The following is a 17,528-nucleotide window of genomic DNA, read 5'->3' on the forward strand; positions in this document are numbered from 1 at the left end:
AGTTTTTTGGAGATGTCCCGGATCGATCCGGGACATCTCCGGAAGTACCTAGCGAACGGACATTTCGCGGGCGATGCGGGGGAAGTCGGCCGGCTTGATACCGATGTCGGCACGGTCGGCATTGCTCATCGAATGAAGCAGCGCGAGCGCCGAGCGGTATCTCAGATGCTCCTGCGGCCGCGGCCGGGCGAACATTTCAGTGAAGAAACCCATGATTCAAGCCCCAAATTGGTCCTCCACGCCAGCCAATATAGGTGAATCGTGACAATTGTGCAGTGCAGCATTTGCATACCTGCCATGTCTTGGCGAATTTTTGTCTTGGCGAATTTTTTCGCCATTTTCTGCAACCCGGCGAAACTTTTGGCCGGTGCGTATCGTAGCCTCGAATGCTGGCTACATGGCCGGTTTTTCCTCGCCACTCCTGGCGAATTCCGGACTGCGTGAAAATGCAGTCCGGCTTTTGTTTTTGGGATTGCGGTGGGTGAAGCGGTAGACGAGGCGAAGGCTAAATTCGTTAAGATCGGTGCCATGCATTTTTAACGAGCCGGTTCTATGCTTTGATACCCGAATGGTCGGGCGAGGGGGAGGCTGACATCGCTACTGGCGCCAAGCGGGATTTCGCTTCGTTGCTCGACGACCTCTTCATCGCCCCCGACAAGAATGGCGAGGGCGAAGAGGCCGGCGCTCGTCCATCCATCCCGTTTGACTATCTTTCGGTGGCCGATGAACTCCATTCCGGCCGCATCAAGGTTTCCGCTGCCGAATATCGCGAGGCGGGCGCGGATCTGGCGACGGAATTCGCCGCCTTGCTCGATCATGCCAAGCTGGCTCTCGCCGGCGAAGAGCCAAAGCCCGAGGAAAAGCTGCCGCCGATCGATCCCGAAGCCATCGCCGTCGAACTTGGCCTCGATCAGCCCAAGCAAATCGCCGACTTCAGCCGCATGCGCCGCCGCTTTGCCTTTGCCAACCATCCCGACCGTGTCGCCCCGCATTTGCGCCAGCGCGCCATGATCCGAATGCAAGTGGCCAACATGCTGATCGACGAGGCCAAGCGCCGTGCACTAGCCGGTGCTCGCCGCTAACCCGGCTGGTTCACGCAAAAGTCGGTCTGGCGAGGCTTGGAGAGCGGCTCTGCTTTGCCTATAGATGCGGCTTCCTCCGCGCAGTCGCGCCAGCCTTCCTCCGGAGCCGAATTTCATGCACAAACGCCGTCTCGGTCGGACCGATCTTCTTGTGACCCAGATCTGCCTGGGCTCCATGACCTGGGGCCAGCAGAACACCGAGGCCGAAGGCCACGCCCAGATGGACCTGGCTTTCTCGCGTGGCGTCAATTTCATCGACACCGCTGAGCTCTATCCGATCCCGCCCAAGGCGGAGACGCAGGGACGGACCGAAAGGATCATCGGCAGCTGGATGAAGGCCAAGGGCAACCGCGACAAGGTGATCCTGGCCTCGAAGGTCGTCGGCCGCACGGCCAACGCATGGTTTCGCGGCGACAGGCCGTCGCAACTGGTGCGCGCCGATATCTTTGACGCCATCGACAAGTCGCTGGCCAAGCTCGGCACCGACTATATCGACCTCTATCAGATCCACTGGCCGGAGCGGGATATCCCCTGGGGTGCCAATCCGACGCGCGTCGGCGCCGTGTCGCCGCGCGCCGATTCCGTCGGCGCACCGGCCGACGAAACACCGATCGCCGAGACGCTTGGCGTCTTCGACGAACTGGTGAAGGCTGGAAAGATCCGCCATTTCGGGCTGTCGAACGAGAGTTCCTGGGGCGTGATGCGGTTCCTTGCCGAAGCCGACAAGGGCATCGGCCCGCGCGTCGCGTCGATCCAGAACGCTTACAATCTCGTCAACCGCACTTTCGAGGTAAACCTCGCCGAGGTCTGTGAGCGCGAGCAAGTGTCGTTGCTGCCCTATTCGCCGCTGGCCCAGGGCTATCTCACCGGCAAATACGACCATGGCGCGCGACCGCAGGGGTCCCGCTCGCAGCTGTTCAATCGCGGCCAGCGCTACGAGACGCCAGGTGCCGCTGAAGCGCAACTTGAGTACAATGAGCTGGCGCGCTCCTTTGGCCTGGAGCCGGCACTGTTTGCCAATGCCTATGTCTCGAGCCGGCCGTTCGTAGCCTCCAACATCGTCGGCGCAACGACGCTTTCGCAGCTCGACATGGCGCTGTCTTCCGTCGACGTCACCTGGACCGAAGAAATGCAGAAGGCGGTGGACGCGATCCACCAGCGGGTCGGCAATCCCTGTCCTTGAACAGGTCGTCAGTCTCCGAATACTGAATGAGCACAATGGGAGCGGGCAGCAATGAATTTTCCAGTCGAGGCAGTGCGTGAAAAATTTCCGGCTCTCTTCCTGACCGACAAGGGCCGCCGCCGCATCTATCTCGATAACCCTGCCGGCACGCAGGTGCCACAGGCGGTCGCGGACGCCGTGTCGCGCTGCCTTTTGACCACCAATGCCAACCTTGGCGGCTATTTCGAAACGACGCTTGCCGCACAGCAGGTCGTTGATGAAGCGCACCAGGCCATGGCCGATTTCCTTGGCTCGGCGAGCCCTGAGGAAATCATCATCGGCGCCAACATGACGACGCTGACCTATCACATGTCGCGCACGCTCGGCCGCACGATGCAGCCCGGCGACGAGATCATCCTCACCCGCATGGACCATGAGGGCAATGTGTCGCCCTGGCTGCAGCTGGCCGAGGATCTCGGGCTCGTCGTGCGCTGGCTGCCGTTCGACGAAAAGAGCTGGCAGGTCGAAGAGGCGACGCTGGCTGGTCTGCTTTCCGAGAAGACACGGCTGGTCGCGTTGAACTACGCCAGCAATTTGACCGGCTCGATCAACCGGGTGAAGGCGCTGACCGCCATAGCCAGGAATGCCGGGGCCCTTGTCTATGTCGACGCCGTCCAGTTCGCGCCGCATGGCCTGATCGACGTGCAGGAACTCGGCTGCGATTTCCTGATCTGTTCGGCCTACAAATTCTTCGGCCCCCATATGGGCATATTGTGGGGCCGGCGCGACGTCATCGACGACCTGCAGCCCTACAAATGCCGCTGCTCGTCCAACGGCTTGCCGGAGCGGTTCGAACTCGGCACGCCGCAGATCGAGCTGATGGCCGGCCTCACGGCCGCGGTCGATTACTTTGCCGACCTTGGCGCGGCGGCGGGCGAGGGCGGTTCAAGAAGGCAGAAGATTGCCAAGGCGTTTGCGGTTTCGATCGCCTATGAAAACCCGCTGGCGCAACAGCTGATCGATGGCCTGTCCGATATCGAGGGCCTGACCATCCGGGGCATTACCGATCCGAAGCGGCTCGGCGAGCGCGTGCCGACGGTTTCCTTCACCGTCGATGGCATCGTGCCCGAAACGATCGTGCGGCAGATGAATGCCGAAAACATCTTCCTGTGGTCCGGCCATAACTACGCCTGGGAGATCGTCCACCAGCTCGGCATTCCAGCCGAGCATGGCGTCGTGCGTATCGGCATCGCCCACTACAACACTGCAGCCGAAATCGACGAGACGCTGGAGAGCGTACACCGTGTGATCGCCATGCTCAGGCAGCAGCGCTCCTGACGCTGGCTTGAGCATTCACCGCGTCTTGCCGCCGAAGCCGGTGAGGAACGCAGTCAGATTGTCGCCGAGTTCGTCGCAGAGATAGCCGCCTTCCTGGACGATGACCGTCGGCAGATCGAGCTTGGCGATAGCCTCGCCGATGCGCGAGAAGCCAGGCGTCGTCACCGAAAGTCCGCCGAACGGATCGCCCTCGAACGCGTCGAGGCCGAGCGCAACGACCAGCGCGTCCGGCGAAAAGGCCCGGATGCGCTGGAACGCCACCTCGAGCGCCTCGAGAAACGCCGCGTCGGCGGATTTGCGCGGCAGCGGCAGGTTGAAATTGTAGCCGAGGCCGGGGCCTTCGCCGCGCTCGTCGGCATGACCCCAGAAGAACGGATAGAAGCGCACCGGATCGGCATGCAGCGAGACGGTCAGCACATCCGGCCGTGCGTAGAAGATGCCTTGCGTGCCGTTGCCGTGATGCAGGTCGACATCGAGGATCGCCACCCGTGCGGCCTGCTTACGCAGAACCTGCGCCGCGACGGCCGAGTTGTTGATGAAACAGAAGCCGCCGGCGACATCGGCAAAGGCGTGGTGGCCGGGCGGGCGGCATAGCGCATAGGCGGCCGGCGCGCCTGACATCACCGCCTCGGCCGCGTCGACCGCGCTCCAGGCGCTCCACAGCGCGCTTTGCCAAGTCTCGCCCGAGATCGGGCAAGCAGTATCGGCCATGTGGTAGCCGGCCTGGCCGACTGCCGAGGCCGGGTAGGAGCCGTTGCGCGCGATCGGATGGATGTTGGGGATCACTTCGGCCGAAGCGCCCTCGATGCGCTGCCAGCGCGTGTAGATATGCTCGAGGAAATCAAGGTATTCGGGCGTATGCACAGCCGCGACCGGGCCGAGCCCATGATCCCGAGGCCGCTCGATCGTGCAGCCAGCATATTTTGCGCCGGCTAACAATCTCTCCACGCGCTCCGGCTTTTCCGGATTGGGCTGTGCCGCACCGCTTGACAGAAAGGCCTTGGGGTCGTGACGCTTCTGTTCCTCGGCATAGAAGGCTTTCATTCCGGATCCTCGTTTTGGGGCGCATCGGCGAAGGCAAAGAACGCCTCGCCGATGATTTTTTGGGTCTGCTCATAGCTCGACCAGGCGATGCCCAGCCTTTCATAGAAGGTCTTGGCACCTTCATTGTCGGTGTCGACCGACAGTCGGAGATAAACGCCGCCTTCGTTCCGGCACTGCGCCGCAACGTGCCGCAGCAGCCGCTCGCCGATCTTGCGGCCGCGAAAACGATCCTCGACATAGAGGTCCTGCACATAGACTCCAGGCCGCCCCATCCAGGTTGAAAAGATCGGAAAATGCAGGCAAAGCCCGGCAAATTCCCCGCCGACTTCGGCGATCAGGGTCGAAAAGGCGGGTTTTTCGCCAAAGCCGTACATTCTGAGATCGTCGGGTGTGGAGATGATTTCCTCCGGCGCACCGATATGCGTGCCGAGCTTCAGGATCGCCGCGTGGATGGTTTCGACGTCTTCGATCCGGCCGGGGCGTAAGAGGACGTCATTGGATGTTGGATTGATCACGGTCGTCTCTCAAAACGCCACCCGGTCGCCGCCCTTGAGCGCCAGCATGTCGCGTGCTTCGGTTGGCGTTGCAACCTCCAGCGACAGCCCGTCGAGAATGCCACGGATGCGGCGCACCTGATCGGCATTGGATTTCGCCAGCTGGCGGCCGTCATAGAGACTGTCCTCCAGCCCGACACGGACATTGCCGCCCATGGCCGCCGCGATCGAGATCAGCGGCATCTGCTGACGGCCGGCGGCCAGCACGGAGAACTGGTAGCTGTCGCCGAACAATTTGTCGGCGATCCGCTTCATATGGACGAGATTGTCGGGATCGGCGCCGATGCCGCCCAGAATGCCCAGCACGAACTGGATGAACAATGGGCCAGACACCAGCCCTCGGTCGCGGAAATGCGCCAGCGAGTAGAGATGGCCAACATCGTAGCATTCGAATTCGAAGCGCGTGCCGCAGCCCTTGCCCAGCCTCTCCAGCACGCCCTCCATATCGGCAAACGTGTTCTTGAAGATGGTGTCGCGCGTCGCTTCGAGCAGCTTCGGCTCCCATTCGTGCTGCCATTCCCTCGGCCTGTCGAGCATCGGGAACAGCGCGAAATTCATCGAGCCCATATTGAGCGAGCACATTTCGGGTTCGGCCCGCAAAGGGGCTGCCAGCCGCTGATCGAGCGTCATCAGCGATGAGCCACCGGTGGTGATGTTGATCACCGCATCGGTCGCCTGCTTGATGCGCGGCAAAAACTGCATGTAGACGTCCGGATCGGCGGTCGGGCGGCCATCCCTCGGGTCGCGGGCGTGCAGATGCAGGATCGAGGCCCCGGCTTCCGCAGCGGCGATCGCCTCAGTGGCAATCTGGTCCGGCGTCACCGGCAGATAGGGCGACATCGACGGCGTGTGCACCGAGCCGGTGACGGCGCAGGTGATGATGACTTTTCTAGGCGCCATCTTTGTCGCCTCAGCCTTCGACCGGCAGGTCGAGTTCGGCAGCCAGCGACTCCAGCGAGTCGCCGATGATGGAAACGATCTCGCCGACCTGTTCGCTGGTGACGATCATCGGCGGCGCGACCATGAAATTGTCGCCGTCGACGCCGCCCTTGACCCTGCGGCCATAGATGATCAGCCCGCGCTCATAGGCGAGGTCGAGCAGCCGCTGCGTGGCTTTCTTGGTCTGGTCGATCGGCCTCAGCGTCTCTGGATCAGCAACCATCTGGGCGCCGGTGAGCAGGCCCTTGCCGCGCACGTCGGCGATGAACGGAAACCGCTTCGCCAGCCCCTTCAGCTCGTCCATCAGCACGTCGCCCATGGCGGCCGCATTGGCGATCAGGCCAAGCCGGTCCATTTCACCGAGCACGGCAAGCCCGGCGGCGCAGGCCAGCGGATTGCCGGCATAGGTGTGGCCGTGCTGGAAGCCGCCGGAGTCAAGCAGCGGCTGCACCAGCCGCATCGGGGCGGCGAGCGCGCCAAGCGGCGCATAGCCCGAACCCAGCCCCTTCGACAGCGCGACGATGTCGGGCTTGCAGTTCCAGTGGTCGCCGCCGAGGAATTTGCCGGTGCGGCCGGCGCCGCTCATCACCTCGTCGTGGATGAGCAGGATGCCGTAGCGGTCGCAGATCTCGCGGATGCGCGGGTAATAGCTGTCCGGCGCGACCAGTGCCGCGGTCGCCGCACCGCCGATCGGCTCCATGATGAAAGCGACCACGCTGTCTGGACCTTCCGCAAGAATCTTCTCCTCCAGCATGTCGGCATAGCGGATGCCGCGCTGGTCCATCGAGAGGTTGTCGCGGTCGCGCCAGGCATTCGGCGCCGGCACGGTCGGCATCGCCCGCATCATCGGCTCGAACGTTTCGGCCAGCGCATCGTCGCCGGTGACCGAGAGCGAACCCAGCGTGCCGCCATGATAGGAGGGGAAGCGGGTGATCACCTTCCAGCGGCTGACCTGGCCGGTGGCGACGGCCCATTGCCGCGCCAGCTTGATGCAGGATTCGGTCGCTTCCGAGCCGCCCGAGACGAAGAAGATTCGGTCCATGCCTTCCGGCAGCTTGCCGGCCAGTTCGCGTGCCAACTCCTCGGCCGGCTCGTTCTCGAAATGCAGCCGATAGGCAAAGGTGGCGCGGTCCATCTGCCGCTTCATGGCATCCAGCACATTGCGGTTTGAATGGCCGATATTGGCAACCATCGGGCCGCTCGAGCCGTCGATGAAGCGGCGGCCATCCTGCGTCCACATATAGATGCCCTCGGCACGGTCGATCAGCGGCCGGCGCAGGCTGGACAGATAGAACAGATGCGAGTCTCGCCGGGCGTCAGTGGCTTGCGTGGCGGTCTGGACTTTCGACATGTCAGGACTTTCCGAGATAACGATCGAGGACATTTTTTGTGACGCGTTCGACCATCGGGTCCTGTCTTAGCAGGCCGGCGACCCATTCGCAGGTTCCGGCGTGGAACACCTCGCCCTTGCCGCGCGGGAAATTGACGATCATGCCGTTGCCGCGTTTGACCTTTTCCAGATTGGCGTCGCTCGCCTCGCCGAACAGCGTCTCGGCGGTGAAGCGGCCGTCTTCGTCGGTGAGAAACTGGTCCTCGATCGGGATATCGGCGCTTTCCTCGACCTGGCTCGCCATGGCGACGGCGAGAACCTGCAAGCCGTCTGGCGCGCCGCTGGTAGCGGTCGGGTAGGGCAGGCCGCCGCGTATCTCGAAGTCGAGCCCGTCGACCTCATAGCCATAGACATGGCTGTCGGCGCCCAGCAGGTCACCATAGTAGATGCCGGTGCTGGCAAAGACCCAATGCTCGGGCCTATAGACCGGAAAACCACGCACGCCGCGCGGCGCGCAGCCGCCCCAACCGGTATAGACCCCGCGCGTCGCGTTGAGCCCGAAGGTCGCCGAACCCGGCCGGCCGATTTCCGGCGCTTCCCAGGAATTGGTGGCGCGGGTGACGTCGCCGCCTGGGAGATAGGCGGGGTCTTCGGCACGCGAGCGATATTTGTAGCAGACCTGCCGGCGGGCCTCGTCTTCCAGCCGCGTCTGCCACATGAAATTGCCGGCAAAGCGCGCCGCATGGCCGCCGCGCTCGACATAGGCGTCGACGGCGTCGCGCATTTCCCAGGTCCAGTATTCATCATGGCCGACGAAGACGGCGCAGTCGTAGCCGTCGAGAATTTCGGGCGAAAAATGGAGATCATGCTGGCTGGCGAGATCGACTTGATAGCCGGCCCGCTCGGCAAAGCGGAAGAAGTGGCTATCGTAGCTCGCCCAGCCCGACGAGGCGTACTTTTTCGAATGGCCGGTGGCGAGCGCCCATTCCATATGCGGATAACGCGGCACCGTCTTCGGCGGCACGGCGACTTCCAGCGGCACACGCGGCGCATCTTTCGGCAGCACGACGAAGCCGCGGCACCAGGGGCGTTGCGTCGACACGATGGGCGAATACTGGTTGCGGTCCGGCCCGGTGATGCCCTGGTAGTGGTTGGAGCCGCCCCAGGTGTTGTAGGCCAGCCAGGTGCCCGTCGCCGCCACCTGCAGCACACGGCCGGGTTTACGGCCCGGCTGCGGGCTGACGATGAAAATATGGTGGTATTGGATCGGCTTGCCGTCGCGCCCGTCTGCGGTCAGCGTGACCCGATAGGCTCCGGACGGCCAGTCGTTCTCGACACGGAATTCGAGCGAAGCGTCCCAGCCGCAGCCTTCAGCCGAACATTGTTCCGGACTTTCCTGCCAGCGTGCTGCGATGCCCGATTTCTCGAACACTTTGGTTTCGCTGCCGCCATCCCGGATGATTGTCATGCCGAACGTCGCAGCTGTCGAGCTGACATGCAAGGCCACAGTCTCTCCGGCGCGATAGGAAAACCGGTCGCTGTAGCACCAGATCTCGCCGCGCTCGCCATCCATCCCCGGCCATTCGTAATAATGGCCACGCACCGCGTGGCGGCGCTGCTCCGGTGTCAGTCCGAAATCGGGGAATTCGGTCGGCAGATGGGTCATGAACACCTGAAAAGGTCGAGGGCCGCCATTTCGGCGATCTGCCGGTCACGCGTCAAATAGAAACGATCGGGCCAGCATTCGTTAGCCGCACCCTTGGCCGCCTCCATCAAACGGACTATCTCAGGGGAGGCGGCGTTTCCGCCACGGGGGTCGGAATGCTCAGAGTGCAAAAGGTCAAGGTCGACGAGATCTACGTGCCGACGGCGCGCAAGAAGACGCTGCATCCCGAGACCGTCCGCCATCTGGCCGAGGACATCCTGGAAAACGGCATGAAGACGCCGATCCAGGTCCGCCATGACGGCAAGCGCCACATCCTCGTCGAAGGCCTGCACCGGCTGGAGGCGGCAAGGTGGCTCGGCGAGACCGAGATCGAGGCTTATCTGGTGCAAGCCAAACGCCACTGACACGTCCGGTTTCTCGGCGCAGAGGTTTTTATCGCTTCGTCATCCTCGGGTCTGCGCTGCGTCGCTGCGCTCCTGCTTCGCCCATTGATGACGAAGGTGGGTGACGTCTCGGCCCATCGAGACGGTGTCGACATTTTCTTTGCGGGCGATGTCGGTTTGCGGTTCATCGGCTCGTCCTTGGGACGGAAGCCAGATCAAACGCAGGATGCCATCATGACCATCAAGCTCGACATCGCCCCCACCAACGACCGTGAACTGGTTCTCGCCCGCATCATCGATGCACCGCGCGAAAACGTCTATCGCTGCTGGACTGACCCGAAACTGATTACGCGCTGGTTCTCGCCAAAGCCGTGGACGACGCCTCGCGCCGAGATGGATGTGCGCACCGGCGGCTCGAGCCTTGTCGTCATGGCTAGCCCGGACGGCAACGAATTCCCCAACCCGGGAGTCTTCCTCGAAGTCGTTCCCGGCAGGAAGATCGTCCTCACCGACGCCTACACAGAGGCTTGGCAGCCTTCGGAAAAGCCGTTCATGACCGTCGCGCTGACCTTCGAGGACGAGGGCAATGGCAAGACCCGCTACATCGCTCGGGTCAGGCACTGGAGCGTCGCCGACCGCGAACAGCATGAGAAGATGGGTTTCCACGAGGGTTGGGGACAGTGCGCCGACCAGCTCGAAGAACTCGCCAAAACGCTTTGATCCGCATGACGCTCTGATACCGGCATGACGAGAGGAGATCGATATGTCTAAAACCCTGTTTTTCGCCATTCTTGCTTCGGTTGCAGCGCTCGTTGGCTGCCCAGGCACCACCAATGCGGAGGAGACAAAACCCGCCGTGACGACTGAGACGAACGCACTGCCGAAGCCGGAAAAGTCCGGCCTGCTGCCGATCAACGGCCTGAATTATTATTATGCCATCTATGGCAAGGGCGAGCCGCTGCTTCTGCTGCATGGCGGTCTCGGCACCACGGATATGTTCGCGCCGATCCTGCCGAAACTTGCCGAAAACCGCACCGTCATCGGCGTCGACCTGCAGGGTCACGGTCGCACCGCGCTGGGCGACCGCCCATTCACCGTGGAGGCGATGGGCGACGACATGGCCGCCATCGTCAAGGCGCTCGGTTACGATCAGGTCGATGTCATGGGCTATTCGCTGGGCGGCGGCGTCGCCTTCCGCATGGCCGTCCAGAATCCCGAAGCGGTGCGCCGCCTCGTCCTGGTATCGACCGGCTACGCCACGGACGGCTTCTATGACGAGATGCGTCCCCAGCAGGCACAGGTGAGCGCGGCCGCGGCTGAGTTCATGAAGGAGACGCCGATGTACAAATCCTACGTCGCCGTGGCGCCGCATCCTGAGGAGTTCCCGAAGCTCCTCGATGCGCTGGGCGGCTTCATGCGTCAGAACCGCGACTACGCGGCCGACGTCGCCAAGCTGAAGATGCCGGTCATGCTGGTCTATGGCGACAGCGATATGTACAAGCCCGAACACGAGATCAAGTTCTATCAGATGCTCGGCGGCGGGCTGAAGGATGCCGGCTGGATGCGCGAGAACCTGTCGCAAAGCCGCCTGGCGATCCTGCCCAACCGCACCCACTACGACACTTTCTTCGCCCCCGAACTGACGGCCGCCGCGCTGCCGTTCCTCAACGGCCAGACCAAGGTCAAAACCTGGGACGAGGTCGTCGGCGAAACGGAGTGAACGCCAAGGCCGCCGGCTGTTAGCGGGCAGCCGCTTTCCGTGGCTGCCATGACGGCTTTCGGCGTCATGGCTTCACCCCCACTCGCATGGCTCGACGATCCCACGGTTTTCAAGCCGCAAATGCATATTTTCACGGGCTCGAAGCAGCCCTGGGTGGTGCTCGATGACAGCCTGCCGAAATACGAAGGCGCCCCTCCGCCAGGCTGATTTTTCCCTTCTCCCCTTGTTGTGGAAGGAGTGGATCGACGCGCAGCGCCAAGGGCCAGGGGAGAGCGCAAGCATGGCCAAAATTTAATCCAAATCGACACGAGATAGCCGGCAAAGCGTCATTGGCGGGCCATCATTGTCTCCCTATTTATGGGTCGCGGGTACGGCATTCGAGGAGACGACGGATGAACGACAGCATCAGCACCCTGGACGAGCTTTTGAGCGATCCGATGGTCCTGCTTGTGATGGAGCGCGATCGTGTGCGCCCCGAACAGGTGCGCATGCTGCTCGAACGGGCTCGCCGGCCTTCGACCGATGAGCCCGAAGTGCCGCCGGCGCATGTGATCGCCAGGACATGCCAGAAACTCTGGCTCTGCCCGTAGTCGCTTTGCGATTTTCGCTGTGTATCTCAAGCCGGCTCCAAGGTGGGCCGGTTTCGAACGGCGTGCACTTCGGCACGCCAGCTTACAAATCCGTAAATTGATTATCCGGCCCATGACGATAAGGCTTGCCCAGGATTGACCGATGGTCGGTCCACGCAACTCCGATCTCTCATGCACGGAATTCGATTTTGGCCGATATCTGCACACAAGGCCTGGATACGGGCTTCGTCGGCCTGGGGTTCGCCAAGGTGGCGTTCCTCGGCGTGGTGCAAGGCATCACCGAACTGTTGCCGATTTCCTCGACCGCCCATATGCGCATCGTGCCGGCCGTGCTCGGCTGGCAGGATCCTGGCTCCGCCTTCTCCGCCGCCATGCAACTCGCGGCTCTTGCCGCGGTGGTCAGCTATTTCTGGAGTGATGTCAGGAATATCCTGTTTGGTTCTTTCAACGCTCTGGCGCGACGCGATTTCGCCGACCGGCATTTCAAGCTGGCGCTCTGGATCGTGCTGGCGACGATCCCGATCGTCATCGCCGGCGTGGCGCTGTCTGGCGTGCTCAACGCCTGCAATTCGCCGCTACGCAGCCTGACGGTGATCGGCTGGGCCTGCATCGCAATGGCGATCCTGCTGGCGCTGGCCGAGATCTTTGCTCGTCACCGGCGCAGCATGGGGGGCGCGTCGCTGACCGATGCGCTGCTCGTCGGTGTTGCCCAGATCGGCGCGCTTGTTCCCGGCGTGTCGCGCTCGGGCTCGACCCTGACGGCGGCATTGGGGCTCGGCTTCAAGCGGGCCGAGGCGGCGCGCTTCTCATTCCTGCTCGGGCTGCCTGCCATCGCGCTCGCCGGCCTCAAGGAACTCTGGGAACTGCACAAGGTCCATCTCGACGCCCATGGCTGGTCGGTGCTTGCTGTCGGGCTGGTCGTTGCGTCGATCTCCGCCTTCTTCGCCATATGGGGGCTGATGCACGTGCTGGAGCGTTTCTCGGCTTGGCCGTTCGTCATCTATCGCGGCCTGCTCGGCATCGTCTTGTTGTTGAGCGTCGCCATGGGATGGCTTGCCTAAGTCCAGAGCCTTTCACAGTCTCGCTTGAAACAGGTTATATCCGTACCGGACCACGAACTTCGATTCCGGTAAGCGCATGGATTTCCTGACCCTCCTGCAATCATTGCCGTTGCTGCTGGCATTGGCCAAGGGCGCACTGCCGTCGGTGGCGGCATTTGGCATGGGATTTGGCCAGTGGACCGCTTCACTGCCGCCATGCCGGGACTTCACCTTCGAGGCGACCAGCTATCTCGTTTGCGAGGTCGATCCAAAACGATATCAGCTCGAGCTGTTCTGGAAGGATGCGGCGGGCAAGCCGTTTCAGTCGCTGCACAATCTGCATGCCACGCAACAGGCGGCAGGGCGCACCATGCTGTTCGGCATCAATGCCGGTATGTATCACCCGAACCTCGCGCCGGTCGGCCTCTATGTCGAGCGTGGCCAGGAGATGGCCTCGGTGAAAACGGGATCGGGAAGCGGCAATTTTTCCCTGCAGCCGAACGGCATTTTCTACATGCGAAACGGCAAGGCCGCAGTCCGTGCCACCAGGGATTTCGTGAAAAGGCGCCCGACAGTCGACTATGCGACGCAATCGGGGCCGATGCTGGTGATCGACGGCAAGCTGCATCCAAAATTCCAGGCTGACGGCACTTCACGGAAAACCCGCGACGGTGTCGGGGTGCGAAAGGACGGCGTCGCGGTTTTTGCGATTTCGAATGGCTCGGTGACCTTCCATGCCTTCGCCCGTCTGTTCCGCGATGCGCTCGGCTGCGACAACGCGCTGTTCCTCGACGGCACGATATCAAGCTTGTTTGCGCCTGCCATCGGCCGCAAAGACGACTATTGGAATCTCGGGCCGATGATCGGCGTTTTCAAAAAATCCTAGCCGGTTTCCATCGCGCTTGCCCGCACTCGGTATGGGCGAAAAAAACTTGATTCAAACTTTATTGGTAATTTCTCATTCATAACTGATCTGGTTTGTCCGTCGGCTGTCGTTTTGCCCTCGGTCTGTTGTGTTTTGAGTACAGGTCCAGATGCGGATTCCGGGCGTCGTCAGTTTTTTGGTCGCATCGCTATGCCTTGCCGGCTGCTCGTCAACGGCCGGCGTCGATGCGCTGGATTTGCAGAAACCGTCCAACGAGACCACCAGTTCCGTGATCCGGCCGCCGGCACCGATCGCCGCTGCTCCGGCGGCAAGGGGCAACAGGGCGGCAAGGGCCGGATTGGCTCCCATGTCTGACAACGGTCCGGGGGAAAAAACGCGCCCGTTCGGCTTGGCGGAGGAGGAAGAGACGGGGGTGTTTGCCGCGCCCGACGTGCCTGATCCCCAAGTGCCTGATGTCGGCGGGCTGCCGGTCGAGCCGGCAGCCTTGGTGTCGCCGCCCAAGCTGTTGACCCGCGCGGCACCGGCCATGCTGGCCGGGCCGCTCACCCGTTACGGATTTCGCGACGCCAAGCCGATCAATTTCGGCAAGGGTTCGCCTCGCCGCCTTGCAGTGCACGGCGTCGACGTCTCGCGTTGGCAAGGCAACGTCAACTGGGACAAATTGCGGGCCCAGGGCGCCAACTTCGCCTACATCAAGGCGACCGACGGAGGTGACCACCTCGATCCGATGTTCATGAAAAACTGGCGCAGCGCCGACGCCGCCGGCTTGAAGCGCGGCGCCTATCATTTCTTCTACTGGTGCCGCACGGCCGGCGAGCAGGCGGACTGGTTCATCCGCAACGTGCCCAGGGTCGAAGGCGCGCTACCGCCGGTGATCGACGTCGAGTGGAACGGCGAGTCCAGCTGCAAGCGGCGGCCGTCGCGCGAAAAGGTGCTGGAAAAGATGCAGGTGTTCATGGACAAGCTGGAGCGGCATTACGGCCAGCGGCCCATCATCTACACCGCGCCCGATTTCTACCGCGACAATCTCAGAGGCGAATTCCTCGACTATCCGTTCTGGCTGCGTGCCGTGGCCCAGCATCCGTCAAAGGTCTATCCCGGCCGCAAATGGCTGTTCTGGCAGTATTCCGGCTCCGGCCTGTCGCACGGCGTCACCGGCCGCATAGACCTCAATGTCTTCCATGGCGACGAACGGCAATGGCGCGCCTGGGCCGGCGGCCGGCAGACGGTAGCCGACGCCAACTGAGACAGTCGTCAGTCCCGGCGCACTTCGCTCTGCCTGATGTCCGCGGTCTGGGCAACGCGACATCGGGCTGCTCGATGGACACGCTTCCGCCGGCAGCATTGGCTGAGGAAAGTGTCCGGCTCTTTGACCGACATGGACGCATGGGAGGAAAAGATGGGTGTGTCATCGGAGGCTCTGGCACAGAGCCGTCAAACGATCAGCGCTTACGAGGATTATGCGGAACAATATGATGCCATCGTGCGCCATGCTCCCAACGAGAGGGAGCAGGCATCGCTCAAGCGCCTGGTGGCAATCGCCGGTACAGGCGGCCGGATTCTGGAAGTCGGGTCCGGAGCCGGATACGACGCGGATTTTCTGGAGACTTTGGGTGTCAAAGTCCGGCGCACCGACGCGACCAAGCGGTTTCTGGAACTGCAGGCCGCGCGTGGCAAGCATGGCGAGTTGCTCGATCTCATCACCGATGATCTCGGCGGCCCCTACGACGCGGTCCTGGCCCTGTGCGTCCTCATCCATGTGCCTCGCGTTGAGACCGACCAGGTGCTTGCCAAGATAGCCGGGTCGCTGCGCCCGGGCGGCGCCTTCCTCGTCTCGATGCGCAATGGCGACGGCGAGACATCAGGCGAATATCATACGGTCTACTGGTGCAGGGACGACTTCGCGGCCCGTCTCGAAGGCGCCGGGCTCGTCCTCATCAGGGACGATTTCAACGTCGGCCGCGATAGCGAAGAATGGAACACGTTCCTGGCCGTGAAGCCTGCATGACGCGGCGTGGGCTGTTGCCGTTTGCGCTGCTCAGCCTTTTCAGATTTGCGAAAATACAAGACATTGCCGCCGCCATGCTGTCTATGTGCGAGTTCCTGCACTCCTGGGGGGAGACGAGTTGGAACTCAAGATCATGCTTGTCGGCTTTGCGTGCGTGGTCGCGGGCGCGCTGTCGTTCATCACCTTCATGAAATGGCGAGAGGTGAAAGCGCTCAGCCGCTGGCTGCCGACGCCGGGAAAGATCATCTCGTCGCGCGTCGAGGCACGTGAGGTCAGAAACTCGGGCGTTGGTTCGGACAGCACTGACACCACCGAAATGCGCAATTTTCCGGCGATAACCTTCGAATACAAGGTCGGCGGCAAGAAATTTCAAAGCTCGCGCTACAGCGTGAAAGAGAATTTGGGGAATTTCGAAGTCGCTGAAACCCTTGCCCAGTTTCCCCGCGGCGCGGAGGTGACTGTCTTCTACAATCCGGCCGATCCGAGCAAAGCGGTGATCGAGCGCACCCTGCCGGACGGCGCCTTCAAGTTCATGGTCCAACTCTCGGCCGGCCTAGTGTTCGGCGCGGTTGTGCTGGTGTTTTCCGTCGGCGGTGTTCTGGAAGCGATCGGGCCGCATTTGCCCAAGCCGCAGAATCTCGGTGCCGCGGCGTTGCTGCTTTTTATGGGCTTGTTCATCCTGAGCATGGGTTTCGCCCAGAAAGCGTTGGCCGAGCAGGCGGCAAAATGGCCGATCGTGGTTGGCTGCATCGACACTTCAGGTCTGCAGGCGCTCCGAAACCATTCAGGCTATGGCCGCTGGCGCACCGTCTTCAAATCCCGAATCGTCTACTCCTATGGCGTCGCCGGCCAGCGCTACAGCGCCGATCGTGTGGCCTTCGGCGCCACCGTGACTGCCTCGCTGCCGGGCCTCGTCGGCGGCCAGGCACGGCAGTATGTCGAAGGCAGCAAGGTCGACGTGCACTATGACCCCGCCAACCCCGGCTCGGCGGTGCTCGAATGCCGGGTCCGGGGGCTTTGGCTGCTATGGCTCTGCTCGGCAGGCTTTCTCGGTGGCGCGGCCTTTCTGCTCGGGCTGGTTTGAGCGTGCCAGCCGACTTCCCCAATGCCAATCCAGACGGCTCCTCATGGGATGCCTTTACCTAAACAGGATGCAGCGATGAATAGCGCCATGAGATCGATCATCTGGGCCAGCGCCCTGCTTGCATCCGCGACAATGTCCGCGATGGCAGACGAACCGGCACCGTCGCGCCCGCCGATCGACAAATGCGTCTGGGAAAGGTTGTCTGACAAAAATATCGGGCTGGCCGCCTGGGCGCAACGCTGCGACTTCGGCTTCCGCCAGATCCATTTCGAATTCGCCGACAACGCGCTTGCCATCAAATACAGCGACGGCGGCGCGGCCGATCCTCTCGTCGAACTGTTCGACATCATATCAGGTGAAACTGCCGAGGCTGCATTGCGCCGCCTGTTCCTGGAAAAAACCGACAAGACTGTCAGCGCCCGCTGCGTGCTGACGCCTTACACCGAGAGCACAGTACCCGCCGGCGTCAAACGCTACACATTCAGCCCCGACGCCGCCTATGCGAAAGAGCTGAAAGCACTTGCCGATCCCAACGAGATTCCGGAGCCGCCCTGCGGCGTCTGGGGCGAAATGCCTGACGGCGTCCAGTATTTCGAGGTGCCGGCGGATGAGGGGCACAGCCTGCTGTTTGTGCGCATCGGCCAGGACGAGCCATTGTTTGACGAGCAGACGCTTCGCGTTTTGCGGAGGGGGTGAGACGCG

Annotated in this window: 20 protein-coding genes and 1 pseudogene; 14 read left to right on the plus strand and 7 right to left on the minus strand. The window is 62.4% G+C overall.

Going from position 1 to position 17,528, the window contains the following annotated elements; translation table 11 throughout:
• Positions 1-48: 48 nt before the first annotated feature.
• The gene (locus AC0L2U_RS22770) at positions 49-213 is read right to left on the minus strand and encodes a hypothetical protein (RefSeq protein WP_023706483.1); all 165 of its coding nucleotides are present in this window, start codon (positions 211-213) and stop codon (positions 49-51) included.
• Positions 214-626: 413 nt separating this feature from the next.
• On the opposite strand from AC0L2U_RS22770, the gene AC0L2U_RS22775 reads away from it, so the two are divergent.
• The 3 genes from AC0L2U_RS22775 (at position 627) to AC0L2U_RS22785 (ending at position 3,582) form a co-directional block, all read left to right on the plus strand.
• Positions 627-1,082 carry a hypothetical protein gene (locus tag AC0L2U_RS22775; protein ID WP_127321613.1) on the plus strand — a complete coding sequence of 152 codons (456 nt, stop codon included), beginning with the start codon at positions 627-629 and terminating at the stop codon, positions 1,080-1,082.
• A 115-nt stretch (positions 1,083-1,197) separates the two neighbouring features.
• Positions 1,198-2,265: an aldo/keto reductase gene (locus AC0L2U_RS22780; RefSeq protein ID WP_127810630.1), complete on the plus strand. Its 1,068-nt coding sequence runs from the start codon at positions 1,198-1,200 to the stop codon at positions 2,263-2,265.
• A gap of 51 nt (positions 2,266-2,316) precedes the next feature.
• Positions 2,317-3,582: a cysteine desulfurase-like protein gene (locus AC0L2U_RS22785; RefSeq protein WP_127810629.1), complete on the plus strand. Its 1,266-nt coding sequence runs from the start codon at positions 2,317-2,319 to the stop codon at positions 3,580-3,582.
• Between the two features lie 15 nt (positions 3,583-3,597).
• Here AC0L2U_RS22785 and AC0L2U_RS22790 read toward each other — a convergent pair whose 3' ends face one another.
• From AC0L2U_RS22790 to AC0L2U_RS22810, 5 genes are read right to left on the minus strand one after another with little or no spacing between them, the layout of a single operon-like run.
• Positions 3,598-4,626, minus strand: a complete 1,029-nt coding sequence (locus AC0L2U_RS22790; protein ID WP_127810628.1) for a histone deacetylase family protein — start codon at positions 4,624-4,626, stop codon at positions 3,598-3,600.
• Positions 4,623-5,138: a GNAT family N-acetyltransferase gene (locus tag AC0L2U_RS22795; RefSeq protein WP_128288662.1), complete on the minus strand. Its 516-nt coding sequence runs from the start codon at positions 5,136-5,138 to the stop codon at positions 4,623-4,625. Before AC0L2U_RS22795 ends, AC0L2U_RS22790 begins: the two co-directional genes overlap by 4 nt.
• Positions 5,139-5,150: 12 nt before the next feature.
• A complete protein-coding gene (gene kce, locus AC0L2U_RS22800; protein ID WP_127810627.1) occupies positions 5,151-6,080 on the minus strand; it encodes a 3,5-dioxohexanoate:acetyl-CoA acetone transferase in 930 nt (309 codons plus the stop codon).
• Positions 6,081-6,090: 10 nt separating this feature from the next.
• Positions 6,091-7,470: an aminotransferase family protein gene (locus tag AC0L2U_RS22805; protein WP_127810626.1), complete on the minus strand. Its 1,380-nt coding sequence runs from the start codon at positions 7,468-7,470 to the stop codon at positions 6,091-6,093.
• Position 7,471: 1 nt separating this feature from the next.
• Positions 7,472-9,115, minus strand: coding sequence for a N,N-dimethylformamidase beta subunit family domain-containing protein (locus AC0L2U_RS22810; RefSeq protein WP_473602689.1), 1,644 nt, complete (start codon positions 9,113-9,115; stop codon positions 7,472-7,474).
• Positions 9,116-9,270: 155 nt separating this feature from the next.
• On the opposite strand from AC0L2U_RS22810, the gene AC0L2U_RS22815 reads away from it, so the two are divergent.
• From AC0L2U_RS22815 to AC0L2U_RS22845, 7 genes and pseudogenes are all read left to right on the plus strand, one after another.
• The gene (locus AC0L2U_RS22815) at positions 9,271-9,519 is read left to right on the plus strand and encodes a ParB N-terminal domain-containing protein (protein WP_127269873.1); all 249 of its coding nucleotides are present in this window, start codon (positions 9,271-9,273) and stop codon (positions 9,517-9,519) included.
• A gap of 213 nt (positions 9,520-9,732) precedes the next feature.
• Positions 9,733-10,218 carry an SRPBCC family protein gene (locus AC0L2U_RS22820; RefSeq protein ID WP_127269871.1) on the plus strand — a complete coding sequence of 162 codons (486 nt, stop codon included), beginning with the start codon at positions 9,733-9,735 and terminating at the stop codon, positions 10,216-10,218.
• A gap of 43 nt (positions 10,219-10,261) precedes the next feature.
• Positions 10,262-11,218 (plus strand): alpha/beta fold hydrolase, encoded by a 957-nt coding sequence (locus tag AC0L2U_RS22825; protein ID WP_473602690.1) that lies wholly within the window; start codon positions 10,262-10,264, stop codon positions 11,216-11,218.
• A 90-nt stretch (positions 11,219-11,308) separates the two neighbouring features.
• A pseudogene (locus AC0L2U_RS22830) lies at positions 11,309-11,425 on the plus strand (GFA family protein); the annotation flags it as partial.
• 185 nt (positions 11,426-11,610) lie between these two features.
• A complete protein-coding gene (locus AC0L2U_RS22835; protein ID WP_013532087.1) occupies positions 11,611-11,808 on the plus strand; it encodes a hypothetical protein in 198 nt (65 codons plus the stop codon).
• 188 nt (positions 11,809-11,996) lie between these two features.
• The gene (locus AC0L2U_RS22840; RefSeq protein WP_127269867.1) at positions 11,997-12,869 is read left to right on the plus strand and encodes an undecaprenyl-diphosphate phosphatase; all 873 of its coding nucleotides are present in this window, start codon (positions 11,997-11,999) and stop codon (positions 12,867-12,869) included.
• A 76-nt stretch (positions 12,870-12,945) separates the two neighbouring features.
• The gene (locus tag AC0L2U_RS22845; protein ID WP_127327552.1) at positions 12,946-13,734 is read left to right on the plus strand and encodes a phosphodiester glycosidase family protein; all 789 of its coding nucleotides are present in this window, start codon (positions 12,946-12,948) and stop codon (positions 13,732-13,734) included.
• A 72-nt stretch (positions 13,735-13,806) separates the two neighbouring features.
• Here the strand turns inward: AC0L2U_RS22845 and AC0L2U_RS22850 are convergent, their stop codons facing one another.
• Positions 13,807-14,082 carry a hypothetical protein gene (locus AC0L2U_RS22850; protein ID WP_245481745.1) on the minus strand — a complete coding sequence of 92 codons (276 nt, stop codon included), beginning with the start codon at positions 14,080-14,082 and terminating at the stop codon, positions 13,807-13,809.
• Here AC0L2U_RS22850 and AC0L2U_RS22855 point away from each other — a divergent pair.
• The 4 genes from AC0L2U_RS22855 to AC0L2U_RS22870 all read left to right on the plus strand — a co-directional run bounded on the left by AC0L2U_RS22855 (position 13,970) and on the right by AC0L2U_RS22870 (position 17,522).
• Positions 13,970-14,980 carry a glycoside hydrolase family 25 protein gene (locus AC0L2U_RS22855; protein WP_372337994.1) on the plus strand — a complete coding sequence of 337 codons (1,011 nt, stop codon included), beginning with the start codon at positions 13,970-13,972 and terminating at the stop codon, positions 14,978-14,980. The two genes, AC0L2U_RS22850 and AC0L2U_RS22855, sit on opposite strands and share 113 nt — an antisense overlap.
• Before the next feature lie 153 nt (positions 14,981-15,133).
• Positions 15,134-15,742 carry a class I SAM-dependent DNA methyltransferase gene (locus tag AC0L2U_RS22860; protein WP_127810622.1) on the plus strand — a complete coding sequence of 203 codons (609 nt, stop codon included), beginning with the start codon at positions 15,134-15,136 and terminating at the stop codon, positions 15,740-15,742.
• 118 nt (positions 15,743-15,860) lie between these two features.
• The gene (locus tag AC0L2U_RS22865; protein ID WP_245481743.1) at positions 15,861-16,826 is read left to right on the plus strand and encodes a DUF3592 domain-containing protein; all 966 of its coding nucleotides are present in this window, start codon (positions 15,861-15,863) and stop codon (positions 16,824-16,826) included.
• A gap of 75 nt (positions 16,827-16,901) precedes the next feature.
• The gene (locus AC0L2U_RS22870; protein ID WP_127810621.1) at positions 16,902-17,522 is read left to right on the plus strand and encodes a hypothetical protein; all 621 of its coding nucleotides are present in this window, start codon (positions 16,902-16,904) and stop codon (positions 17,520-17,522) included.
• The last annotated feature ends 6 nt before the right edge of the window (positions 17,523-17,528 follow it).

The sequence above is a fragment of the Mesorhizobium sp. WSM4808 genome (assembly GCF_055811675.1).